This is a genomic window from Geodermatophilus sp. SYSU D01045 (assembly GCF_054050295.1).
Window position 1 is genome coordinate 63610 of the sequence record NZ_JBJGZB010000019.1, and the last position, 23569, is coordinate 87178.

Annotated in this window: 18 protein-coding genes and 1 pseudogene; 16 read left to right on the top strand and 3 right to left on the bottom strand. The window is 74.9% G+C overall.

Annotated features, from left to right (window positions below):
- Positions 1-135 precede the first annotated feature (135 nt).
- The 5 genes from ACI798_RS16670 (at position 136) to ACI798_RS16690 (ending at position 6755) form a co-directional block, all read left to right on the top strand.
- The gene (locus tag ACI798_RS16670; protein ID WP_456939958.1) at positions 136-1881 is read left to right on the top strand and encodes a glycerol-3-phosphate dehydrogenase/oxidase; all 1746 of its coding nucleotides are present in this window, start codon (positions 136-138) and stop codon (positions 1879-1881) included.
- A 141-nt stretch (positions 1882-2022) separates the two neighbouring features.
- Positions 2023-2748, top strand: a complete 726-nt coding sequence (locus tag ACI798_RS16675; protein WP_456939959.1) for an MIP/aquaporin family protein — start codon at positions 2023-2025, stop codon at positions 2746-2748.
- Positions 2749-2836: 88 nt separating this feature from the next.
- Positions 2837-4354, top strand: a complete 1518-nt coding sequence (glpK, locus tag ACI798_RS16680; protein ID WP_456939960.1) for a glycerol kinase GlpK — start codon at positions 2837-2839, stop codon at positions 4352-4354.
- 107 nt (positions 4355-4461) lie between these two features.
- Positions 4462-5724, top strand: a complete 1263-nt coding sequence (gene mshC, locus ACI798_RS16685; RefSeq protein ID WP_457048434.1) for a cysteine--1-D-myo-inosityl 2-amino-2-deoxy-alpha-D-glucopyranoside ligase — start codon at positions 4462-4464, stop codon at positions 5722-5724.
- Complete coding sequence (locus ACI798_RS16690) at positions 5724-6755, top strand: HD domain-containing protein (RefSeq protein ID WP_456939962.1); 1032 nt, start codon at positions 5724-5726, stop codon at positions 6753-6755. Before mshC ends, ACI798_RS16690 begins: the two co-directional genes overlap by 1 nt.
- A 250-nt stretch (positions 6756-7005) precedes the next feature.
- Here the strand turns inward: ACI798_RS16690 and ACI798_RS16695 are convergent, their stop codons facing one another.
- Entirely contained in the window at positions 7006-7869 is an 864-nt protein-coding gene (locus ACI798_RS16695) for a PAC2 family protein (protein ID WP_456939963.1), read from the bottom strand.
- Between the two features lie 160 nt (positions 7870-8029).
- On the opposite strand from ACI798_RS16695, the gene metH reads away from it, so the two are divergent.
- Positions 8030-11833 (top strand): methionine synthase, encoded by a 3804-nt coding sequence (gene metH / locus ACI798_RS16700; protein ID WP_457048435.1) that lies wholly within the window; start codon positions 8030-8032, stop codon positions 11831-11833.
- A 15-nt stretch (positions 11834-11848) separates the two neighbouring features.
- Here the strand turns inward: metH and ACI798_RS16705 are convergent, their stop codons facing one another.
- Positions 11849-13342 carry an AAA-type ATPase lid domain-containing protein gene (locus ACI798_RS16705; protein ID WP_457048436.1) on the bottom strand — a complete coding sequence of 498 codons (1494 nt, stop codon included), beginning with the start codon at positions 13340-13342 and terminating at the stop codon, positions 11849-11851.
- 172 nt (positions 13343-13514) lie between these two features.
- Here ACI798_RS16705 and ACI798_RS16710 point away from each other — a divergent pair, with 172 nt between their 5' ends.
- From ACI798_RS16710 to ACI798_RS16725, 4 genes and pseudogenes are all read left to right on the top strand, one after another.
- Positions 13515-14564 (top strand): amidohydrolase family protein, encoded by a 1050-nt coding sequence (locus ACI798_RS16710; protein WP_456939966.1) that lies wholly within the window; start codon positions 13515-13517, stop codon positions 14562-14564.
- A pseudogene (locus tag ACI798_RS16715) lies at positions 14561-14794 on the top strand (iron-sulfur cluster assembly protein); the annotation flags it as partial. The gene ACI798_RS16710 and the pseudogene ACI798_RS16715, both read left to right, overlap by 4 nt.
- Positions 14795-15111: 317 nt before the next feature.
- Positions 15112-15462 (top strand): hypothetical protein, encoded by a 351-nt coding sequence (locus ACI798_RS16720; protein ID WP_457048437.1) that lies wholly within the window; start codon positions 15112-15114, stop codon positions 15460-15462.
- Positions 15459-16484, top strand: a complete 1026-nt coding sequence (locus ACI798_RS16725) for an NAD(P)-dependent alcohol dehydrogenase (RefSeq protein WP_456939968.1) — start codon at positions 15459-15461, stop codon at positions 16482-16484. The genes ACI798_RS16720 and ACI798_RS16725 overlap by 4 nt, the downstream gene beginning before the upstream one ends.
- Positions 16485-16568: 84 nt before the next feature.
- On the opposite strand, the gene ACI798_RS16730 is transcribed toward ACI798_RS16725, so the two are convergent.
- The gene (locus tag ACI798_RS16730) at positions 16569-16982 is read right to left on the bottom strand and encodes a nuclear transport factor 2 family protein (RefSeq protein WP_457048438.1); all 414 of its coding nucleotides are present in this window, start codon (positions 16980-16982) and stop codon (positions 16569-16571) included.
- A gap of 88 nt (positions 16983-17070) precedes the next feature.
- Between ACI798_RS16730 and ACI798_RS16735 the strand changes: the two genes are divergently transcribed.
- The 6 genes from ACI798_RS16735 to ACI798_RS16760 all read left to right on the top strand — a co-directional run bounded on the left by ACI798_RS16735 (position 17071) and on the right by ACI798_RS16760 (position 23522).
- On the top strand, positions 17071-19395 hold the full coding sequence (locus tag ACI798_RS16735; protein ID WP_457048439.1) for a transketolase-like TK C-terminal-containing protein: 2325 nt from the start codon (positions 17071-17073) through the stop codon (positions 19393-19395).
- An 85-nt stretch (positions 19396-19480) separates the two neighbouring features.
- On the top strand, positions 19481-20407 hold the full coding sequence (locus ACI798_RS16740) for a zinc-dependent alcohol dehydrogenase (protein ID WP_457048440.1): 927 nt from the start codon (positions 19481-19483) through the stop codon (positions 20405-20407).
- A 54-nt stretch (positions 20408-20461) separates the two neighbouring features.
- Complete coding sequence (locus tag ACI798_RS16745) at positions 20462-21784, top strand: ATP-dependent 6-phosphofructokinase (RefSeq protein WP_456939972.1); 1323 nt, start codon at positions 20462-20464, stop codon at positions 21782-21784.
- 106 nt (positions 21785-21890) lie between these two features.
- Entirely contained in the window at positions 21891-22418 is a 528-nt protein-coding gene (locus ACI798_RS16750) for a hypothetical protein (RefSeq protein WP_457048441.1), read from the top strand.
- A gap of 135 nt (positions 22419-22553) precedes the next feature.
- Positions 22554-23231, top strand: coding sequence for a hypothetical protein (locus ACI798_RS16755; protein ID WP_456939974.1), 678 nt, complete (start codon positions 22554-22556; stop codon positions 23229-23231).
- 81 nt (positions 23232-23312) lie between these two features.
- The gene (locus ACI798_RS16760) at positions 23313-23522 is read left to right on the top strand and encodes a dodecin (RefSeq protein WP_456939975.1); all 210 of its coding nucleotides are present in this window, start codon (positions 23313-23315) and stop codon (positions 23520-23522) included.
- The last annotated feature ends 47 nt before the right edge of the window (positions 23523-23569 follow it).

Genomic DNA, 23569 nt, shown 5'->3' on the forward strand with positions numbered 1-23569 from the left:
CACGCTAGGCCGGTCGTGCACGGAGGTGCAGGTGGTTGCCCTGCGAGCCCAACAGGTGCAGGTTGACCCTCGTCCTCGGGTGCCGGCACCCCGCCGGCGCCCCGCACCACCCCCGCACCACCTCAGGAGTGCCCGGTGTCCACAGCCCTCTCGCCCGAGGTCCGCACCTCCGCCCTCGACCGCATGTCCCGGGACGTGCTGGACGTCCTGGTCATCGGCGGCGGGGTCACCGGGGCCGGGGCCGCGCTCGACGCGGCCAGCCGCGGCCTGACGGTCGGCCTGCTCGAGCAGCGCGACTGGGCCTCGGGCACCTCGAGCCGGGCCAGCAAGCTGGTGCACGGCGGCCTGCGGTACCTGGAGATGCTCGACTTCGCGCTGGTCCGCGAGGCGCTGCACGAGCGCGGCCTGCTCGTCGGCCGGCTCGCCCCGCACCTGGTCCACCCGGTGCCGTTCCTCTACCCGATCCGGCACCGCGTGTGGGAGCGCGCCTACATCGGCGCGGGCATCGCGCTCTACGACACCCTCGGCGGCCTGCTCGGCCGCCGCGACGGCCACGGCGTGCCGCTGCACCGGCACCTGTCGAAGAAGGGGTTGCGGCGGGCCGCGCCCTCGCTGAAGGACGACGTGGCCGTCGGCGCCATCCGCTACTGGGACGCCAAGGTGGACGACGCCCGCCTCGTGCAGGTGCTCGTGCGCACCGCCGTCGGGCACGGCGCGCTGGCCGCCAGCCGCACCCAGGTCACCGGCTACCTCGAGGAGGACGGCCGGGTCGCGGGCGTGCGCGCCGTGGACCTCGAGACCGGCCGCGAGCTCACCGTCCGCGCCCGCCACGTCGTCGGCGCCACCGGCGTGTGGACCGACGAGACGGAGGAGCTCTTCCGCGCCCAGGGCCTGACCGTGCGCGCCTCCAAGGGCGTGCACATCGCCGTGCCGCGCGAGGCGATCGCCGGCGAGGACGGGTTCATCCTGCGCACCGAGAAGAGCGTCCTGTTCATCATCCCGTGGCCGACGCACTGGGTGATCGGCACCACCGACACCCCGTGGGACCTGGCCAAGGACCACCCGGTCGCCTCGGCCGCCGACGTCGACTACCTGCTCGACCACGCCAACGCGGTGCTCGCCCGCCCGCTCACCCGCGAGGACGTCCTGGGCGTCTACACCGGCCTGCGCCCGCTGCTGCAGCCGGTCGGGGAGGAGGCCGGGGGGACGACGCGGGTCTCGCGCGAGCACACCGCCGCCACCGTCCGGCCCGGCCTGACGATGATCGCCGGCGGCAAGTACACGACCTACCGCGTCATGGCCCGCGACGTCGTCGACATGGCCCTGGCCGACCGGGCACCCGGCGAGGACCCCGACGCGCCGATCCCGTCCTCGCTCACCGAGGAGCTGCCCCTGGCCGGCGCCGACGGCTACCGCGTGCGCTGGAACCGCAAGGCGCACCTGGCCGCCGCGCACGGCTGGACCGAGAAGCGCGTGGAGCACCTGCTCGACCGCTACGGCAGCCTGGTCGACGAGGTGCTCGCCCTGGTCGACGCCGACCCGGAGATGGGCCGCCCGCTGGAGGGCGCGCCGGACTACCTGCCGGCCGAGGTCGTCTACGCGGTCACCGCCGAGGGCGCCCTGCACCTGGAGGACGTGCTCACCCGCCGCACCCGGCTGTCCTACGAGCAGGCCGACCGGGGCACCGCCTCCGCGCGGGCCGCGGCCGACCTCATGGCGCCCCTGCTCGGCTGGGACGACGCCCAGCGGGAGCGGGAGATCAGCACCTACCTGGCGCGGGTGGAGGCCGAGCGCGCCGCCGAGGCGATGCCCGACGACACCTCCGCCGAGCGGGCGCGCCTGCGGGCGCCGGACATCCGGCCCTTCGCCGGGGCCTCCTGAGACCGCGGGCCGGCGGGGCGTCCCGCCGGCCCGACCCGACCGCCGCTCCCGGAGAGGAGGTGGACGCAGGGCACGGCACGTCCCGCCCGGACCGGGCGGGCCCCCATCACGGCACATCCGGACACAGAGAGGTGTCTCAGCGTGTCACTGACCTCCGTCTTCTTCTCCGAGGTGCTCGGCACCGCGGTCCTGCTGCTCTTCGGCGTCGGCGTCGTCGCCAACGTCCTGCTCACCGACTCCAAGGGCCACGGCGGCGGCTGGCTGCTCATCAACTTCGGCTGGGGCCTGGGCGTCTTCGCCGGCGTCTACGCGGCCTACCGCAGCGGTGCCCACCTCAACCCGGCGGTCACCGTCGGGCTGTGGGCCTCCGGGGCCGACGAGTACGCCCCCGGCGTGGACGTCACGTTCGGCAGCACCCTGGTCTACTTCGCCGGGGAGTTCGTCGGCGCGTTCCTCGGCGCCGTCGTCGCCTGGCTCGCCTACCAGAAGCACTACGCCCGGCACGACGAGCCCGGGGAGATCCTGGCGACCTTCTCCACGGGCCCGGCGATCCGCAGCCTGCCGTGGAACACGGTCACCGAGGCCATCGGCACCTTCGTGCTCGTGTACATCATCCTGAGGTTCGGGAACACGCCGAGCGAGATCGGCCCGATCGCCGTCGCCCTGCTGGTCATCGGGATCGGCAACTCGCTCGGTGGGCCCACCGGCTACGCGATCAACCCGGCCCGCGACCTCGGCCCCCGGATCGCGCACGCGGTGCTGCCCATCCCGAAGAAGGGCGGCAGCGACTGGGGCTACGCGTGGGTCCCCGTCGTCGGCCCGCTCGTCGGCGGTGCCCTGGCCGGCCTGCTCGCCCAGGGCTTCTGACGGCCCGGCCGTCCCGCCGGCCACCCGTCCCGACCGTCCGCACCCGTCCCCTGCACCGTCCCCCTGCAACGTCGCACCCGGAGGAACCGTGAGCAGCTACATCGCCGCCATCGACCAGGGCACCACCAGCACCCGCTGCATGGTCTTCGACCACGACGGCGCCGTCGTCGCCGTGGCGCAGAAGGAGCACGCGCAGATCTTCCCGCGCGCCGGCTGGGTCGAGCACGACCCGGTGGAGATCTGGAGCAACGTCCGCGAGGTGGTCGGGCAGGCGCTGGCCCGCGCCGACCTGGTCGGCTCCGACCTCGCCGCCGTCGGCATCACCAACCAGCGCGAGACCACCGTCGTGTGGGACAAGAACACCGGCGAGCCGGTGTACAACGCGATCGTCTGGCAGGACACCCGCACCGACCGCATCGTCACCGAGCTCGGCGAGCTCGGCGGGGGAGCGGACCGGTACAAGGAGAAGGTCGGCCTGCCGCTGGCCACCTATTTCGCCGGGCCGAAGGTGACCTGGATCCTCGACAACGTCGAGGGCGCCCGCGAGCGCGCCGAGCGCGGCGACCTGCTCATGGGCACGATCGACAGCTGGCTGCTGTGGCAGATGACCGGCGGGACCGACGGCGGCCTGCACATCACCGACGTCAGCAACGCCTCGCGCACCATGCTCATGGACTACAGCACCCTGGCGTGGGACGAGTCGATCGCCGCGGACATGCGCATCCCGGTGTCGATGCTGCCGGAGATCCGGTCCAACTCCGAGGTCTACGGCGAGGGCCGCAAGGCCGGCGCCCTGGCCGGCGTGAAGATCGCCGGCTCGCTGGGAGACCAGCAGGCGGCCACCTTCGGCCAGGTCTGCTTCCAGAAGGGCATGGCCAAGAACACCTACGGCACCGGGAACTTCCTGCTGCTCAACACCGGCGAGGAGGCGGTGTCGTCGCGCAACGGCCTGCTGACGACGGTCTGCTACCAGATCGGCGGCCGCAAGCCGGTGTACGCGCTGGAGGGCTCGATCGCCGTCACCGGCTCGCTGGTGCAGTGGGTGCGGGACAACCTGCGCCTGATCGGCGGCGCCGGGGAGATCGAGGCGGTGGCCCGGTCGGTGGACGACAACGGCGGCGCCTACTTCGTGCCGGCGTTCTCCGGCCTGTTCGCCCCGCACTGGCGCTCCGACGCCCGCGGCGCGCTGGTCGGGCTCACCCGCTACGTCAACCGCGGCCACCTGGCCCGGGCGGTGCTGGAGGCCACGGCCTACCAGACCCGCGAGGTCGTCGACGCCATGAACGCCGACTCGGGGGTCGCCCTCACCGAGCTGCGGGTCGACGGCGGCATGGTGGTCAACGAGCTGCTCATGCAGTTCCAGGCGGACATCCTCGGCGTCGACGTCGTCCGCCCGAAGATCGCCGAGACGACGGCGCTGGGCGCGGCCTACGCCGCCGGCCTCGCGGTCGGCTTCTGGGCCGACGAGGAGGAGCTCACCAGCCAGTGGGCCGAGGACAAGCGGTGGAGCCCGGACATGGACCAGGCCACCCGCGACCGGTACTACCGCAAGTGGCAGAAGGCGGTGAGCCGGACCCTCGAGTGGGTCGACGACGACGACCAGTAGCCGGCGACCGGTAGCCGGCGACCAGCAGGCAGCCGGTCCCGCGGGCGCCGTCCCCAGGTGGGGACGGCGCCCGCGGGCGCGCCGGGAGCGCAACTAGGCTCGACGACGTGCTCAGCTGGCCCGCCCCGCTCCTGCCGACCCTCCCGGGCTCCGGTCCGGTCCTGCGGCTCTACGACACCGCGCGCGGGCAGGTCGTGGACACCGAGCCCGGCGCCGTGGCGCGGATGTACGTCTGCGGGATCACCCCCTACGACGCCACCCACCTCGGCCACGCCGCCACCTACCTGGCCTTCGACCTGGTCAACCGGGTGTGGCGGGACGCCGGCCACGCGGTCCACTACGTGCAGAACGTGACCGACATCGACGACCCGCTGCTCGAGCGCGCCGAGCGCGACGGCGAGGACTGGGTCGTCCTCGGCATGCGCGAGACCGCGCTGTTCCGTGAGGACATGACCGCGCTGCGGGTGCTGCCGCCGGAGGACTACGTCGGCGCCGTCGCGGCGATCCCGATGATCGTCGCCCACGTGGAGACGCTGCTCGACGCGGGCCTGGCCTACGTCCTCGACGACGGCACCGGCGACGTCTACCACGACGTCGCGCAGGCGCCGGGCTTCGGCGAGGAGTCCGGGTACGACGAGGCCACCATGCTCGCGCTGTCGGCCGAGCGCGGCGGCGACCCCGACCGCCCGGGCAAGCGCAACCGGCTCGACCCGCTGCTGTGGCGCGGCGCCCGCGAGGGCGAGCCGTCCTGGCCCGGCCCGCGCGGCATCGCGGGCCGGCCCGGCTGGCACGTCGAGTGCGCCGCGATCGCGCTGGACACCATCGGCATGGGCTTCGACGTGCAGGGCGGCGGCAGCGACCTGGTCTTCCCGCACCACGAGTACTCCGCCGTCCACGCCGAGGCGCTCACCGGGACCAAGCCCTTCGCCCGGGCCTACGTGCACGCGGCGATGATCGGCCTGGACGGCGAGAAGATGAGCAAGAGCCGGGGCAACCTGGTGTTCGTCTCCAAGCTGCGCGGCGAGGGCGTCGACCCGATGGCGATCCGGCTGGCGCTGCTGTCGGGTCACTACCGCACCGACCGCGCCTGGACGCCGGACCTGCTGGCCACCGCCGAGGCGCGGCTGGCCACCTGGCGGCAGGCCACCGCCCGCGACGCCGGCGCCCCGGCCGCGCCGGTGCTGGCCGCGCTGCGCGACCGGCTGGCCGACGACCTCGACAGCCCCGGCGCGATCGCCGCCGTCGACGCCTGGGCGCAGGCGACCCTGGCCGGGGACGGGGAGGCCGAGGACGGCGCCCCGGCGATCGTCGCCGACGCCGTCGACGCGCTGCTCGGCGTCGAGCTCGACACCGCCCTGCGGGAGGCCTGATGCCCCCGGGGTTCTGCTTCACCGACCGCGCCGCGCGCGAGCGGGCGGAGCAGGACCTCGCCCCGGCCGCCGCCCGCTCGGCGGCCACCCGCGGCCGCGCCGTCGACGAGCCCGAGGACCCGCTGCGCACCGCCTTCGAGCGCGACCGGGACCGCATCCTGCACGCCAAGGCCTTCCGCCGGCTCAAGCACAAGACGCAGGTCTTCCTCAACCCCGACGGCGACCACTTCGTCACCCGGCTCACCCACACGCTGCAGGTCACCCAGGTCGCCCGCGCCATCGCCCGCGCGCTGGGGCTCAACGAGACCCTCGCCGAGGCGATCGCGCTGGGCCACGACGTCGGCCACTCGCCGTTCGGCCACATCGGCGAGGACGCGTTCGACCCCTACGTCCCCGGCGGGTGGCACCACGCGGCGCAGGGGGTGCGGATCGTCGAGGTGCTCGAGCACCTGAACCTCACCTGGGAGGTGCGTGACGGCATCCGCGCGCACAGCTGGAAGATCAGCCCGCCGCCGGCCACCCGCGAGGGGGAGTGCGTGCGGTACGCCGACCGGATCGCCTACCTCTCCCACGACGCCCTCGACGCCGTCCGCGCCGGGGTGCTCCGCGTGCCCGACCTGCCGGCCCGCGCCTGCGAGCTGTTCGGCGAGCCCGGCAGCGCGATGGTGGGCGCGATGGTCGACGCCGTCGTCGCCGGGTCCCTGGCCGACGGCGGCGCGGTGGTCATGGCCGACGGGCCGCTGGCCGCGATGGACGAGCTGCGGACGTTCATGTTCCGGCGGGTCTACCTGTCCGAGACCGCCGCGGGGCAGAAGCAGCTGGCGGTCGACGTCATCCGGCGGTTGGTCGACCACCACCTCGCCGCGCCCGGCCTCATCCCGGCGTCCTACCGGGACACCGAGGCCGACGTCGTCACCCAGGTCGTCGACTACGTCTCGGGGATGACCGACCGGTACGCGCTGGCCACCCACGACCGCCTGTTCGGCGACGACGCCGCGGCCCGCATGGCCCCGCTGCTGCGCCGGGAGTGATCGTGCCGGTCGCGGTCGTCGGCGCCCGCCTGAGCGCCCGTCAACCGTTATCCCCAACTCCGCCGCCCCAACTCCGCCACGGTCTCGGCCGCGGGCACTGCTGCAGGGAGAGCCGGTGGGGTGAGGCGGCGAGATCACGTGATCTCGCCCAGCGGACGGGTCCGGGACGTGCGAGATCACGTGATCTCGCCCACCGGACGGGTCCGGGACGTGCGAGATCACGTGATCTCGACGGGGAGAGGCGGCCCGCTCAGTTGGGGGAGGAGCCGCGGCGGCGGAGGTAGCGCTCGAACTCGCGGGCGATCTGGTCGCCGTCGGCCTGGGACAGGTCGGTCTCGGTGGCGCGCTCCTCGAGCGAGCGCACGTACTCCACGACCTCGGCGTCCTCCTGGGCCATCTCGTCGACGGTCTTCACCCACTCGTCGGCCTGCTGGGGGAGCGCGCCGAGCGGCACGGCCAGCTCCAGCACCTCCTCGACCCGCTGCAGCAGCGCGACGGTCGCCCGCGGCGAGGGCGGCTGGGAGACGTAGTGGGGGACCGCCGCCCAGAAGCTCACCGCCGGCAGGCCGGCCTGCACGCACGCGTCCTGGAAGACGCCGAGGATGCCGGTCGGCCCCTCGTAGCGGGAGGTCTCCAGGCCGTAGGCGCGCGCGGACTCCTGGTCGTAGGCCGAGCCGGTGACCGGGGTGGGCCGGGTGTGCGGGGTATCGGCGAGCAGGGCACCCAGCGCCACCACCGTCTGGACGCCGAGCTCCTCGCACAGCTCGATCAGCTCGGCGCAGAACCCGCGCCAGCGCATGTTGGGCTCGATCCCGCGGATCAGGACGACGTCGCGGTCGCTGCCCGGCGGGCGGGCCACCGAGACGCGCGTCGTCGGCCACTCGACGCGCCGGCTCACCCCGCCGACGAGCGAGACGGTGGGCCGGTTGACCTGGAAGTCGTAGTAGTCCTCGGGGTCGAGCGCCGCCAGGGGCGTGGCGTCCCAGATGAGCTCCAGGTGCTCGAGCGCCCCGGTCGCGGCGTCCCCGGCGTCGTTCCAGCCCTCGAAGGCGACCACCGCCACCGGCCGGTCCAGCTGGGGCAGGTCCTCGGGAGCGGACTTCGGGTCGATCACCCCTGCGAGCCTACGTCGGTCGGGCCGCCTGACCCGGGTGGAGCGGGATGGGAAGATGTCCCGGACGTCCCGGGTTGCTCCTCGGACCACCCGGCTCCGGTGTCGGGCACGCTTGCACAGGAGTTCCCGGCACCGTTCCGAACGCACCCCGAGGATGCCCGTGACCGACGCCCCCGACCTCCGGCCCGACGCGACGGCGGAGCTCACCGCCCTGCTGGAGCAGCGGATCCTCGTGCTCGACGGCGCGATGGGGACGGCGATCCAGCGGGACCGCCCGAGCGAGGCCGGCTACCGCGGGGAGCGCTTCGCCGACTGGCCGGTCGACGTCCAGGGCAACAACGACCTGCTCGTGCTCACCCAGCCGGAGCTGGTCGCGGGCATCCACCGCGAGTACCTCGACGCCGGCGCCGACCTGGTCGAGACCAACACCTTCAACGCCAACGCCGTCTCGCTGGCCGACTACGGCATGGCGGAGCTGTCGCGGGAGATCAACGTCGTGGCGGCCCGGCTGGCCCGCCGGGAGGCCGACGCGGCCACCGCACGCACCCCCGGGAAGCCCCGGTACGTCGCCGGCGCGATCGGCCCCACCACCCGGACGGCGTCCATCTCGCCCGACGTCAACGACCCCGGCGCCCGCAACGTCACCTTCCCGGAGCTGGTCGAGGCCTACCTCGAGCAGGCCGGCGGCCTGGTCGACGGCGGCGCGGACCTGCTGCTGGTCGAGACGATCTTCGACACGCTCAACGCCAAGGCCGCGATCGTCGCGCTGGAGACGCTGTTCGAGCAGCGGGGCCGCCGCTGGCCGGTGATGATCTCCGGCACGATCACCGACGCCTCCGGCCGGACGCTGTCGGGCCAGACGACCGAGGCGTTCTGGCACTCGGTGCGCCACGTGCGGCCGCTGGTGGTCGGGCTCAACTGCGCGCTGGGCGCCGAGGAGATGCGGCCCTACGTGGCCGAGCTGGCGCGCGTCGCCGACGCGTTCGTCTCCTGCTATCCCAACGCCGGGCTGCCCAACGCGTTCGGCGAGTACGACGAGGCGCCCGCCGACACCGCCGGCGTGTTGCACGGCTTCGCCGAGGACGGCTTCGTCAACGTCGTCGGCGGCTGCTGCGGCACCACGCCCGAGCACATCGCGGCGGTCGGCGCGGCCGTCGACGGGCTGCCGCCGCGCACGCCGCCGGCCGTCCGCCCGGCGCTGCGGCTGTCGGGGCTGGAGCCGCTGACGGTCGACGCCGACTCGCTGTTCGTCAACGTCGGCGAGCGCACCAACATCACCGGCTCGGCCCGCTTCCGCCGGCTGATCCGCGACGGCGACTACCCGACGGCGCTGGCCGTCGCCCGGCAGCAGGTCGAGGCCGGCGCGCAGGTCATCGACGTCAACATGGACGAGGGCATGATCGACGGCGTCGCGGCGATGACCCGCTTCACCCGCCTGATCGCCGCCGAGCCCGACATCTGCCGCGTGCCGGTGATGGTCGACTCCTCCAAGTGGGAGGTGATCGAGGCCGGCCTCCAGCAGCTGCAGGGCAAGTCGATCGTCAACTCGATCTCGCTGAAGAACGGCGAGGCGGAGTTCGTCGAGCAAGCGCGGCTGTGCCGGAAGTACGGCGCGGCCGTCGTCGTCATGGCCTTCGACGAGGACGGGCAGGCCGACACCCTCGAGCGCCGGCAGCAGATCTGCCGCCGCGCCTACGACATCCTGGTGGACCGGGTCGGCTTCCCCGCCGAGGACGTGATCTTCGACCCCAACGTCTTCGCCGTCGCCACCGGCATCGAGGAGCACGCCCGCTACGGCCTGGACTTCATCGAGGCCACCCGCTGGATCAAGGAGAACCTGCCGGGCGCGCTGGTGTCCGGCGGCGTCTCCAACGTCTCGTTCTCCTTCCGCGGCAACAACCGCGTCCGCGAGGCCATCCACGCCGTCTTCCTCTTCCACGCCGTCGGCGCCGGCATGGACATGGGCATCGTCAACGCCGGCGCGCTCGAGGTGTACGAGGAGGTCCCCGAGCGGCTGCGCGAGCGCATCGAGGACGTCGTCCTGGCCCGCCGGCCCGACGCCACCGAACGGCTGCTGGAGATCGCCGGCGAGTACGCCGCCTCCGAGGCCGCCGAGGAGGCCGCCGCCGAGGAGTGGCGGGCGCTGCCGGTCGAGGAGCGGATCACCCACGCGCTGGTGAAGGGCATCGACGACTTCGTCGAGGCCGACACCGAGGAGCTGCGGCTGGAGATCGCCGCGCGCGGCGGCCGGCCGATCGAGGTCATCGAGGGCCCGCTGATGGGCGGGATGAACGTCGTCGGCGACCTGTTCGGCGCCGGGAAGATGTTCCTGCCGCAGGTGGTGAAGTCCGCGCGGGTCATGAAGAAGGCCGTGGCCCACCTCGTGCCCTTCATCGAGGCGGAGAAGCAGCCCGGCGACGCCGACCGCAGCAACGGCACCGTGGTCATGGCGACGGTGAAGGGCGACGTCCACGACATCGGCAAGAACATCGTCGGCGTCGTGCTGCAGTGCAACAACTACGACGTCGTCGACCTCGGCGTCATGGTGCCGGCGCAGAAGGTGCTCGACACCGCCAAGGAGGTCGGCGCCGACGTCATCGGCCTGTCCGGGCTGATCACCCCGTCGCTGGACGAGATGGTGAACCTGGCCGGCGAGATGGAGCGGCAGGGCTTCGAGGTGCCGCTGCTCATCGGCGGGGCGACGACGTCGCGGGCGCACACCGCGGTCAAGGTCGCGCCGCGCTACCACGGCCCGGTCATCTGGGTGAAGGACGCGTCCCGGTCGGTGCCCGTCGTCGCGGCGCTGCTGTCCGACGAGCAGCGCCCCGGCCTGCTGGCGGCCACCGAGACCGAGTACGAGACCCTGCGCGAGCGGCACGCCGCGCGCACCGACACCCGCACGCTGCTGCCGCTGGCCGCCGCCCGCGCCGCCGCGCCGGCGCTGGACTGGTCGGCCTACACCCCGCCGCGGCCGCGGATGCTGCTGCAGCAGGCCCGCGACGTGTGCACCGGGCCGGCCTGCGACCACGCGCACGGCGACGCCGAGGTGGGGTACACCCGCGTGCTGCGCGACTACCCGCTGGAGGAGCTGCGCGGGTACGTCGACTGGCAGCCGTTCTTCACCGCCTGGGAGATGCGCGGCCGGTTCCCCGACCTGCTGCACAACCCGGCCACCGGCGAGGCGGCGCGGCGGCTGTACGCCGACGCGCAGCAGATGCTCGACCGGATCGTCGCCGAGCGCTGGCTCACCGCGAACGGCGTCCTCGGGCTGTTCCCCGCGGCCCGGGTCGGCGGGGAGGACATCGAGGTCTACACCGACGAGTCCCGCACCCAGGTGCGCGCCGTGCTGCACCAGCTCCGGCAGCAGACCGAGGGCCGCGACGGCGCCTCGCGCAAGTCGCTCGCGGACTTCGTCGCGCCGAGGGAGACCGGGCTGCGCGACCACGTCGGCGCCTTCGCCGTCACCGCCGGGCTCGGGTCGGCCGAGCGGGTCGCGGCGTTCAAGGCCGCCCACGACGACTACTCGGCGATCCTGCTGGAGGCGCTGGCCGACCGGCTGGCCGAGGCGTTCGCCGAGCGGCTGCACGAGCGGGTGCGCCGGGAGTTCTGGGGCTACGCCGCCGACGAGCGGCTGGACAACGACGCCCTGATCGCCGAGCGCTACCGCGGCATCCGCCCCGCGCCCGGCTATCCGGCCTGCCCCGAGCACACCGAGAAGCAGACGATCTGGGACCTGCTCGACGTCGAGGCCTCGATCGGGCTGCAGCTGACCGAGTCGATGGCCATGTGGCCCGGCGCCGCGGTCAGCGGGCTGTACTTCTCGCACCCGGAGGCGCGGTACTTCAACCTGGGCCGGATCGGCCGCGACCAGGTCGAGGACTACGCCCGCCGCAAGGGCTGGACGCTCGCCGAGGCCGAGCGCTGGCTCGCCCCCAACCTGGGCTACCGCACCGACGAGGACTAGAGCGCCTTCGTCGCGCTAATGGCTCCCGGGGGCACGGTCCGGGACGGTGATCCTGTACTGGGCGATCTTGCGGTAGAGGGTCGCCCGGCCGATGCCGAGCTCCTCGGCGACGCGGGTCATCGTGGTGCCCGGCTCGGTCAGGCACCGCACGATCTCGTCGCGCTCGAGCCGCTCCAGCCGGGACAGCGGGCGGGCGCCGCCGTCGAGCACCTCCGGTGCGAGGTGGTGCACGTCGACGACGTCGGTGCGGGTCGCCGCCTCCCGCACCACCCGGCGCAGCTGCGCGACGTTGCCCGGCCAGCCGCAGGCGGCCAGCGCCCGGGCCGCGCGCGGGGTGAACGACACGTCCCGGTGCCGCTCCTGCCGCGCGGTCCAGGCCGCCAGCGGCAGCACGTCGTCGACCCGGTCGCGCAGCGGCGGCACCTCGACGACGGCGTCGGCCAGCCGGGCGATCGGCTCGGGCAGCGCCGCGTACTCCGGCGCGGTGAGCACCGCCGGCTGCGGGCGCCCGGCGCGGCGGACCGCGGCCAGCACCTGCGCCAGCTCCCCGGCGGCCCAGGCCGGCAGCCGGTGCAGCCCGGAGACGATCACGCACGTGTCGGCGTCGCGCAGCTCGGGGGTCCACAGCTCCAGCCACGGGGCGACGTCCCCGGCCTCCGGCGCCCGGGCGTGCAGCAGCCGCTGCCGGCCGGGCAGTCGCCGCCGGGCCAGCGCGGCCGCCGTCGCCTTGCCCGCGCCCGCCTCGCCGACGACGACCGCCAGCCGGCCCGAGGAGACCGCGACCCCCGCCCGGTCGACCGCCGCCCGCCAGGAGGCGGAGACGCACGGGTCGCCGTCGTCGGGGGCGAGTGACCCGCCGACCACCCGGAACACCTCGCCGCGCGGCGCCGGGCGCAGCAGCCGGCCGCCCGAGCGGACCGCCATGAGGGCGCTGGTGGCGCTGGCCGCCGTCTGCGCCAGGCCCAGCAGCAGGTCGGAGGAGGAGTCCGACCAGGTGGTCAGGTTGATGCTGCCGGCCAGCTCGCCGGTGACCGGTGCGAGCACCGGTGCGGCGGCGCAGGTGTAGCCGCGCAGGTCGCTGACCCAGTGGTCGCCGGCCCGCACCAGCGACGGCGCCCGGTCGGCCAGGGACAGGCCCAGGCCGTTGGTGCCGGCGTTGCGCTCGGCGTAGGAGAAGCCCGGCGCCAGGTGCACCCGGTCCAGCGCGCGCTGGATCGAGGTGTCGTCGCCGAGGCGGGCCAGCACGAACCCGGCGGGGTCGGCGACCATGAGGCTCACCGGCTCGTCGGCGATCGTGGTCTGCAGGTCGGTGAGCACCCGGTGCGCGCACTCGTAGAGCAGCGACCCGGTGTCCGGCGTCCCGGTGAACACCGGCACGACCTCGTCGGGCGGCACGCCGTAGCCCTGGCTGCGCCGCCACGACGCGCGCACCCGCGGGGCGCTGCCCCGGGCGCCCAGTGCGGGGTCGGGCAGCGGCTCCGGGGGACCGACCAGCTCGTCCACGGTCACCTCCGGACGGCAGGACGCCTGTGTCCCGTGTCACGGGAAGGTACCCGTCCCGGCGGCGGCTGCGGCGTCTCAGAGTGAGACACCGGGACCGTTCGCGGTGGCCGCGTCCCGCCCTAGCGTCGGCGGCGAGAACGTGACCCAGCTCACGACCGGAGCCGACGGAGGCCGACGGATGTACACCAGGGACGGCGAGCAGTACTACGTGGTGGACGCGCACATCGCGCTGTGGGACGCGCGCCCGGAGAACCAGCGCAACGTGCACGGCAAGCAGTTCATCGACTGCTTCTACGACTACCACCGCAACCTCAGCCCGGAGTCCGAGACCTGGGGCTACGAGGAGTACCTGTACCAGGGCGGCGAGCGGCTGATGCGGGACGTGTTCGTCGACGGCATCGTCGACCACGCGGTCTTCCAGCCGGCCCGGCTGGCGGAGTTCTACCACCGCGGGTTCGGCCAGACCGAGGAGGCGTTCGCCCTCGCGCAGGCCCACCCGGACAAGCTCACCTACAACCACTACTGGGACCCCCGCGACGGCGAGGCGGGCCTGGACGCGCTGCGCGCCGCCGCCGACCGGATGCACCTCAAGGGCGTGAAGCTCTACACCGCCGACTGGCACGGCGAGTCCCGCGGCTGGAAGCTCACCGACCCGATGGCCCGCCGCTACCTGGAGCTGTCCCGGGAGCTCGGCATCACCAACATCCACATCCACAAGGGCCCGACCATCCGGCCGCTGGACCGGGACGCCTTCGACGTCGCCGACGTCGACCACGTGGCCACCGACTTCACCGACCTGACGTTCGTGGTGGAGCACTGCGGCCTGCCGCGGCTCGAGGACTTCTGCTGGATCGCCACCCAGGAGCCCAACGTGGTCGCCGGGCTGGCCGTGGCGATGCCGTTCATCCACACCCGCCCGCGCTACTTCGCGCAGATCATGGGCGAGCTCCTCTACTGGCTCGGCGAGGACCGGATCCTGTTCTCCAGCGACTACGCGCTCTGGACGCCGAAGTGGCTGGTCGAGCAGTTCGTGGACTTCCAGGTCCCCGAGGACATGAGCCCGGAGTACGCGCCGATCACCGTCGAGCAGAAGAAGAAGGTGCTCGGCCTCAACGCCGCCCGCCTCTACGACCTGCCGGTGCCCGAGCACCTGCGGCTGCCCGAGGCCGACGAGACCCAGACCGGCCCGCGCGAGCCGGCCGCGGCCGACCTCGCGGGTGCCCGGTGACCGCCGTCCTGCCCGACCTCGTCGCCGAGGTCCGCGCGGCGCTCGGCACCGTCGTCGACCCCGAGCTGGACGAGCCGATCACCGACCTCGGGTTCGTCCGCTCGGTGGCCGTCGACGACTCCCCGGACGGCGGGACCGCCGAGGTGCACCTGCGGCTGCCGACGTCGTTCTGCGCACCGAACTTCGCCTGGCTGATGGTCTCCGACGCCCACGACGCCGTCAGCGCCGTCCCCGGGGTGGCGCGCGGGGGGGGGGGGGGGGGGGGGGGGCGCGCGGCGGCCGGGGGGCCCCCCGGGCGGGGCCCGGGGGGCCGCGCCGCGGGGCGCGGCGGGGGGGGGGGCGGGGGGGGGCGCGCGGGGGGGGGGGGGGGGGGGCGGGGGGGGGGGGGCCGGCGCCGCCCCCCCCCCCCCCCCCCCCCCACGACTCCGACCTCATCAACCGGGGGCTGGCCGCCGGGCTCGGCTACCGCGGCACCTTCGGGCACGAGGCGGAGGAGTCGCTGGACGGGCTGCGGGCGACGTTCACCCGCAAGGCGCACACCGCCGCGATGGAGCGGGCGCTCGCCGCCCTGCTCCGCAGCGACCCGGCGGCCGACGTCACGGGGGTCACCCTCGGCGACCTCCCGGCCGACGCCGCGGCCGCCCTGCGCCGCCGGCGCGCGGCCCTCGGCCTGCCCGTCGACGACGCCGCCCCGGTGCTGCTGCGCGAGGACGGCACCCGCCCGGGCCCCGACGACGCGCCGACGGTGCTGCGCCGGGCCCGCTCGGTGCGGATCTCCGTCGACGGCAACGCGCACTTCTGCCGCGGCCTGCTCACCACCCGCTACCCCGGCTCCGAGGCCGACCAGACCCCCCGTCCCGACGAGCGTCCGCTCATCCCCCTGGAGGTGCTGCCATGAAGGCCGTCCGCGTCGTCGGCTACCACGAGCCGCTGCAGATGGACGACGTCCCGAAGCCCGAGGTGACCGGCCCGCACGACGTGGTCGTGCGGATCGGCGGGGCCGGGGTGTGCCGGACCGACATCCACATCCTCGAGGGGCAGTGGGCGGAGAAGTCGCAGGTCACGCTGCCGTACACGATCGGCCACGAGAACGCCGGCTGGGTCGACGCGGTGGGGGACGCGGTGACCAACGTGGCCGTCGGGGACAAGGTGATCCTGCACCCGCTGGTCACCTGCGGGCTGTGCCGCGCCTGCCGCGCCGGGGACGACGTGCACTGCGAGAACTCGCAGTTCCCCGGCATCGACACCGACGGCGGGTACGCCGAGTACCTCAAGACCTCGGCGCGCAGCTGCGTGAGGATCGACGAGTCGCTGGAGCCGGCCGACGTCGCCGCGCTCGCCGACGCCGGCCTGACCGCCTACCACGCCGCGGCCAAGGCGGCCCGGCGGCTGCGCCCCGGGGACCGGTGCGTGATCATCGGCGCCGGCGGGCTGGGGCACATCGGCATCCAGGTCATGGTCGCCCTCTCACCCGCCGAGCTGATCGTCGTGGACCGGAACCCCGAGGCGCTCAAGCTGGCGCAGTCCGTCGGGGCCGACCACACCGTGCACGCCGACGGCGGCCAGGTGGAGCAGGTCCTGTCGCTCACCGGCGTGGCCGGGGCGGAGGTCGTCATCGACTTCGTGGGCGAGGGCGGGTCCACCGCCGAGGGCCTGGCGATGACCCGGCGGGCCGGCGACTACCTGGTGGTCGGCTACGGCGAGAACATCGACGTGCCGACCATCGACCTGATCTCCAGCGAGATCAACATCCTGGGCAACCTGGTCGGCAGCTACAACGACCTGGTCGAGCTCATGGCGCTGGCCGCCCAGCAGAAGGTCACCCTGCACACGCAGCGGTACGCGCTCGACGACTACCAGACCGCGATCGACGACCTGTCGGCCGGACGGGTACGGGGACGCGCGATCCTCGTGCCGTGAGCGGGCGCGGCCCCCGGCCCGCCCCGGCCGGGGGCCGCGTCCCCACCCGACGTCCTACCGCTCCGTGTCCTACCGCTCCGTGTCCTACCGCTCCGTGTCCTGCCGCTCCGTGTCCATCCGCTCCGTGTCCATCCGCTCGATGTCCATCCGCTCGATGTCCATCCGCTGCACGAGGTCGCCGGTGAACCGGTAGACGTGGCGCACCGTCTCGCGCGCGAGCACCGTGCCGCCCGGGTCGCGCACGGTCATCGCCACGGTGACCGCGACCGAGCCGTCCGGGCGCTCCTCGACGCCGGTCGGCCGCACCAGCGGGCGGATCCGTGCCCACTGCCGCTCCCAGTAGTCCCGCACCCCGTCCCGGCCGAGCACCCGGCCGCCCTCCCAGCCGTTGGGCCAGTCCACGTCCGGCGCCATGGCGGCCACCACCGCGTCGACGTCGCGGGCGGTGAAGGCCCGGTAGAGCGAGTGCAGCAGGGCAGGGCGGTCCGGGGCGGTCACGGGGCGCACGGTGGCACACCGGACCTCTCTCCGGGGGAGCCGCGCGCACGCGCGATGCTGGTCCTCCGCCCACCCGACAGGAGTGACCATGACGCTCGCCGCCCCGCGGCCCCCCGCCACCGGCTCGGACGACGCCGCGCTGCGCGAGATCGAGCAGCGCGTGCTGTGGCTGGCGACGGCGATCGTCGACCACGCCAACCGGGTGCGCCCCAACCCGAGCGGCCTCAAGGTGGGCGGGCACCAGGCGTCCAGCGCCTCGATGGTCACGATCATGACCGCGCTGTGGCTGGAGCAGCTCGCCGCCGACGACCGGGTGAGCGTCAAGCCGCACGCCAGCCCCGTGCTGCACGCGCTGGAGTTCCTGCTCGGCCAGCTGGACGCCTCGTGGCTGACCACGCTGCGCGAGTTCGGCGGGCTGCAGTCCTACCCCTCGCGGCTGAAGGACCCCGTGCCGGCGGACTACTCGACCGGCTCGGTCGGCATCGGGGCCACCGCGCCGATCTGGGGCGCGCTGGCCCGCCGCTACGTCAACACCCAGTTCGGCGCCGGCGGCACCGGGCGGCAGTGGTCGCTCGTCGGCGACGCCGAGCTCGACGAGGGCGCCGTCTGGGAGGCCGTGCTCGACCCGATGGTCGCCGAGCTCGGCGAGGTGAACTGGATCGTCGACCTCAACCGGCAGTCGCTGGACCGCGTCGTCCCGACCATGGGCGCCACCCGGCTGCAGGGCATGTTCACCGCGGCCGGCTGGCAGGTGCTCACCGTCAAGTACGGGGCGCTGCTGGAGGAGCTGTTCACCCGGCCCGGCGGGCCCGCGCTGCGCGACCGCATCGACGGCATGAGCAACGCCGAGTACCAGCGGCTGCTGCGCCGCACGCCCGCGGAGGTCCGCCGCGAGCTGCCCGGGGACGGCCCCGGCGCGGCCGCGATCGGGGAGCTGATCGCCGGCGTGCCCGACGCCGACCTGGTCGCCGCCGTGCGCAACCTCGGCGGGCACGACGTCACCGCGCTGCGGACCGCCTTCGCGCAGATCGACGACACCCGGCCCACCGTCGTCATCGCCTACACGCTCAAGGGCTACGGGCTGGCCACCGAGGGGCACCCGCAGAACCACTCCGCGCTGCTCACCGAGGCCCAGCTGCACGAGCTGGCCGCCCGCGTCGGCGTCGACCCGGCGCGGCCGTGGGCCGGGTTCCCGGCCGGCGGCCGCCCCGCCGAGCTGCTCGCCGCCGCGGCGCGGCGGCTGGCCCGGCCGCCGGTCGACGACGCCGTCGCCCCTCCCGTGCCGGCCGACCTGGGCCGCACCCCGTCGGGCACCGCCACCACGCAGGCGGCGCTGGGCCGCACGCTGCTCGACCTCAACCGGGCCGCCCCGGAGGTGGGCCGGCGGGTGGTCACCGTCAGCCCCGACGTGTCCAGCTCGACCAACCTCGGCGGCTGGGTGAACAAGGTCGGCGTGTGGTCGCACGAGGACCGCCGCGACTGGTTCGCCGACGACGCCGAGACGATCCTGCACTGGCGGGAGAAGCCGTCGGGGCAGCACGTGGAGCTCGGCATCGCCGAGACCAACCTGGTCGGCGCCATCGGCGAGCTCGGCGCCACCTGGTCGCGCTGGGGCCAGTCGCTGCTGCCCATCGGCGTGCTCTACGACCCGTTCGTCGAGCGGGCGCTGGAGCCGTGGTCGTTCACCATCTACGCGGGCGGCCAGTCGCTGCTGGTCGGCACGCCGTCAGGGGTGACGCTGGCGCCCGAGGGCGGCGCGCACCAGTCGGTCACCACGCCGTCGATCGGCCTCGAGCAGCCCGGCTGCCTCACCTACGAGCCGGCCTTCGCCCTGGACACCGAGTGGTGCCTGCTCGCCGCGCTCGGCCAGATGGGCCGCCCGGGCGGGCAGTCGGCCTACCTGCGGCTGTCCACGCGTCCGGTCGACCAGGCGCTGGCCGCGGTGCCCGCCGACGCCGCGGCCCGCGAGCGGCGCCGGCGGCAGGTCGTCGCCGGGGCGTATCCGCTGCGCCGGGTGCCGCGCCCGGCGGTGACGCTGGCCGCGATGGGCGCCGTCGTCCCCGAGGCCCTGGCCGCCGCCGAGCGGCTGGACGGGCTCGGGTTCCCCGCCGACGTCGTCGTGGTGACCAGCCCCGGGCTGCTGTTCCGGGCGGTGCAGGCCCGCCGCGGCCTCGACGACGCCGCGCCGTGGGTGCTCGACGGCGCCTTCCCCGCCGACCGGGCCACGCCGCTGGTCACCGTGCTCGACGGGCACCCGCACACCCTGGCGTTCCTCGCCGGGGTCCGCGGGGTGCCGGCGGCGCACCTGGGCGTCACCCGGTTCGGCCAGAGCGGCGACCTCGACGGCGTGTACCGGTACCACGGGCTCGACGTCGACTCGCTGGTCGGCGCGGCGCTCGACCTCGTCGACTAGACGAAGGACCCCGCTGCCCCCCGCCACTCGCAGGCCCGCGGCGGGACCCTGCAGCGGGGCCGGACCGGTCCCGGCGCCCGGGGAGGTGGTCGTCGACGTCGAGCGGGTCGGCGTGTGCGGCACCGACGTCGAGTTCTGGACCGGCGAGATGGCCTACCTGCACCAGGGGCACGCGGCCTACCCGATGCGGCTGGGCCACGAGTGGGCCGGCACGGTCGCCGCGGTGGGGGAGGGGGTGGACCCCGGCTGGGCCGGCCGGCGGGTCACCGGGGACACGATGCTCGGCGACGGCACCTGCCGGCGCTGCCGGCGCGGGCAGCAGGACGTGTGCGCGCAGCGGCAGGAGGTGGGCATCCGCGGCGGGCGGCCCGGCGCGCTGGCCGAGCGGCTCGCGGTGCCGGCGCGGTCGCTGCACGCCCTGCCGGACGCGGTCGACGCCGGGCTCGGCGCGCTGGTCGAGCCCGGCGGCAACGCGCTGCGCGCGGCCCGCGCCACCGGGGCCGGGCCGGGTGACCGGGTGCTGGTGGTCCGGCCCGGCACCATCGGCCTGCTGACGGCGGTGTTCGTGCGCGCCGCCGGCGCGGAGGTGCACCTGCTCGGCGTCACCCCCGGGTCCCTGGCCTTCGCCCGGGACCTCGGGTTCACCGCCGCCGACACCGTGCCCGGCGGGCCGTTCGACGCCGTCGTCGACGCCTCCACCGACGCCGGCGCCCCCGCGCGGGCGCTGGGGCTGGTCGAGCCGGCCGGGCGGGTCGTCTGCGTCGGGCCGGCCGGCCGCCCGAGCGCCGTCGACACCCGGGCGCTGGTGCTCGGCGACGTGACCGCCGTCGGCGTGCTGTCCGCCTCGCCGGGGCTGGCCGACACCGTCGCCGCGTACGCCGCCGGCACCGTGGACCCGCGGCCGCTGGTGGCCGCCACCGTGGGGCTCGCGCAGGTGGGCGAGGTGCTCGCCGGGCGGCGGCCGGAGGGGTCCGGGCCCGGCCCCGAGATCCAGGTCGACATGACGTCCTGACGACCGGGGTGCCGCGCGCAGCGGCGGCACCCCGGTGTGGGAGCGTTGACCCTCGTGATCGGACACGAGGACCTCGCCGTGCGGACGCTGGGTCCGTGCCGCATCGACTCGCCGCTGGCGGAGCGGCTGGCCGCGCGGGAGACCACCCAGCACTCGGTGGAGGAGGACGACCGGATCCTCTTCGACGACACCCTGTCGATGGCCGGCAGCCGCGGCGTCCCGGTCGACCGGCTGCCCAGCCTGGAGCCGGGCGGGCCGCGCAAGCGCATCTACTTCGACCCGGCCAAGACCCGGGTCGGCATCGTCACCTGCGGCGGGCTGTGCCCCGGCCTCAACGACGTCATCCGCGGGCTGGTCCTCGAGCTGTGCCGGCACTACGGCGTGCGCCGCATCGTCGGGTTCCGCAACGGCTACCGCGGCTTCATCCCGCACTACGGCGAGGACGTCGTCGACCTCTCGCCCGAGGTGGTCCAGCACATCGACGACGAGGGCGGCACCATCCTCGGCACCTCGCGCGGCATGCAGGACCCCGAGGAGATCGTCGACGCCCTGGAGCGGCTGGCGATCAACGTCCTGTTCGTCATCGGCGGCGACGGCACGATCCGCGGGGCGATGGAGGTCGTGCGGGTCGTCGAGGAGCGTGGCCTGAAGATCGCCGTCGTCGGGGTGCCCAAGACCATCGACAACGACATCCCCTACATCGACCAGAGCTTCGGCTTCCAGACGGCGATGTCGGAGGCGACCAAGTCGATCCACGCCGCCAGCGTGGAGGCCCGGTCGGCGCCCGGCGGCGTCGGCCTGGTCAAGCTCATGGGCCGGCACTCGGGGTTCATCGCCTGCTACTCGACGCTAGCCAAGGACGACGCCGACTACGTGCTCATCCCCGAGGTGCCGTTCGCGCTGCACGGCGAGCACGGCTTCCTCGAGCACCTGCGCCGCCGGGTGGAGGAGCGCGGGCACGCCGTCGTCGTGGTGGCCGAGGGGGCCGGGCAGGAGCACATCGAGGAGCACGAGCCCGGCCGCGACGCGTCGGGCAACGTCCGGCTCGGCGACATCGGGCGGCTGCTGCGCCGGCTGATCACCGAGCACCTCGACGACGCGAAGGTCGAGAACAACGTCCGCTACTTCGACCCCAGCTACGCCATCCGCAGCGTGCCGGCCAACCCCTACGACAGCGCCTACTGCCTGCGGCTGGCGCACGCCGCCGTGCACGCGGCGATGGCCGGCCGCACCGAGGTGATCGTGGCGCGCCGGCGGCGGCGGTTCGTGCACCTCCCGATGTCCCTGGCGGTCAGCCGGCGCAACCACGTCGACCCGCTGGGCGACCTGTGGATGTCGGTGCTGGAGGCCACCGGGCAGCCGGTGCGTTTCGAGTAGGCCTCACCCGCCCGGGTGGCGTCCGGCGGCCGCGCTGGAGGACCGCCGGGTCCCTGCCGATGGTCCCGTGTCAGGTGCACGATGCCGCCCACACGAACGGGACGCCATGGACAGGACAGGACCGACGGCCGAGCGACGCGGGCGGACCCGCCTCGCGCGCGGGCTCGCGGCGACGGCGGCCGCTGCCGTCGTCGCCCTGACCCCCGGGGTCGCCGCGGCGGCACCGGACCGCTCGGACCCGCCGGACGTGGTGCCGCTGGTCGACTGCGTCGTCCGGCACGCCGACGGCACCTGGACGGCGGTCTTCGGCTACGACAACCGCACCGGGGAGACGGTGGAGATCCCGGTGGGCCCGGCCAACCAGGTGACGCCGGCCCCGCTCGGGGAGCCGCAGCCGACGACCTTCGCACCCGGGGTCCGGCACGCCGTGTTCGCCGTGACCGTCGGGAACGGCGGCGGGCCGATGTGGCACCTGGGCAGCACGAACCTGGCCGCCCGCAAGGCCGATCCGGCCTGCCCGCCGGCCACGCAGATGCCGGCCGAGGGCAACGGCGCCGGGCTCGCGATCGGCGTCGCCGTGGCCGGCGGGGTCGGCGCGGTGCTGCTGCGCCGCCTGCGCCGCCGCACCGCCTGACCTCGCTCCCTCGTCCGCGGCGGGTGACGCGGCCGGAGCCCCTGCTGCGGAGGCTGGGCCGCGGGAGCGCCCTCGTCGCGGCCCGCCCTCCCGGCGACCCGCGCCGCCCGGGGGCGGGAGGGACGCGGTGGTGCGATGGACCGCACGGTCGACCGGACCCGGTCCGGCACCCCGGAGAGCTACACCTGGCCGCTGCTCACGGTCGTGGTGGTCATCCTGCTGCAGGTCCTGATCCCCGCCGGCTACCGGGTGGGCCCGCCGCTGCTCGTCCCGGTGGTGGAGGGGATCGCGCTGCTGGTGCTGCTGGGCATCGCGGCCCGGCCCGGGCCGGTGCCCCGCGGCGCCCGGTCGCTGGTGCTCGCGCTGTTCGGCACCCTCGTGGTCGCCAACGCCGGCGCGGCCGCCCGGCTCGTGGTCCTCGTGCTGGACGGCGGCGAGGTCGACCACGTCCCGCTCACCGCCGACCGGCTGCTCGTCGCGGCGGCGCTGGTCCTGCTGGTCAACGTGGTCACCTTCGCGCTGGTCTACTGGCAGCTGGACGGCGGCGGGCCGGCCGGCCGGGTCGCGGAGCCGCGGCCCCACCCCGACTTCCAGTTCCCCCAGACCGACGCGCCCGGCCTCGCCCCGCCGGGATGGCGGCCCCACTTCGGCGACCACCTGTACGTGGCGTTCACCAACCTGGTCGCCTTCAGCCCGACCGACACGATGCCGCTGACGCTGCGGGTGAAGGGCCTGATGGCGCTGCAGTCGCTGATCTCCCTCGGCGTCCTCGTGGTGGTCCTCGCCCGGGTGGTCAACACCCTGCCCGGCTGATCCGCCCGGTTCCCCGCCCGGCACCCCCGGGGCCAGGATCGACCCGCGCCCGGCGCCGCCGGGTGCGGGGAGGAGACCGCCATGGCCAACCACGTGTACCGGCTCACCGAGGTCGTCGGCAGCAGCCCGACCGGCATCGACGACGCGATCCGCACCGCCGTCGGCAAGGCGTCGCAGACCATCCGGCACGTCGAGTGGTTCGAGGTCCAGGAGGTGCGCGGCCAGGTCGTCGACGGCGACGTCGCGCACGTCCAGGTGACGCTGAAGATCGGGTTCCGCGTCGAGGACTGACCGCCCCCGTGCGGGCACCGGCCCGGCCCGGGACGGTGGGACACTGG

What these genes read in the sequence shown, in the direction of transcription:
- ACI798_RS16755 (WP_456939974.1), top strand. Translation starts at nt 22,554, where the DNA reads ATGGACCGCACGGTCGACCGGACCCGGTCCGGCACCCCGGAGAGCTAC.
- ACI798_RS16735 (WP_457048439.1), top strand. Translation starts at nt 17,071, where the DNA reads ATGACGCTCGCCGCCCCGCGGCCCCCCGCCACCGGCTCGGACGACGCC.
- ACI798_RS16725 (WP_456939968.1), top strand. Translation starts at nt 15,459, where the DNA reads ATGAAGGCCGTCCGCGTCGTCGGCTACCACGAGCCGCTGCAGATGGAC.
- ACI798_RS16720 (WP_457048437.1), top strand. Translation starts at nt 15,112, where the DNA reads ATGGAGCGGGCGCTCGCCGCCCTGCTCCGCAGCGACCCGGCGGCCGAC.
- ACI798_RS16690 (WP_456939962.1), top strand. Translation starts at nt 5,724, where the DNA reads ATGCCCCCGGGGTTCTGCTTCACCGACCGCGCCGCGCGCGAGCGGGCG.
- ACI798_RS16750 (WP_457048441.1), top strand. Translation starts at nt 21,891, where the DNA reads ATGGACAGGACAGGACCGACGGCCGAGCGACGCGGGCGGACCCGCCTC.
- ACI798_RS16710 (WP_456939966.1), top strand. Translation starts at nt 13,515, where the DNA reads ATGTACACCAGGGACGGCGAGCAGTACTACGTGGTGGACGCGCACATC.
- ACI798_RS16760 (WP_456939975.1), top strand. Translation starts at nt 23,313, where the DNA reads ATGGCCAACCACGTGTACCGGCTCACCGAGGTCGTCGGCAGCAGCCCG.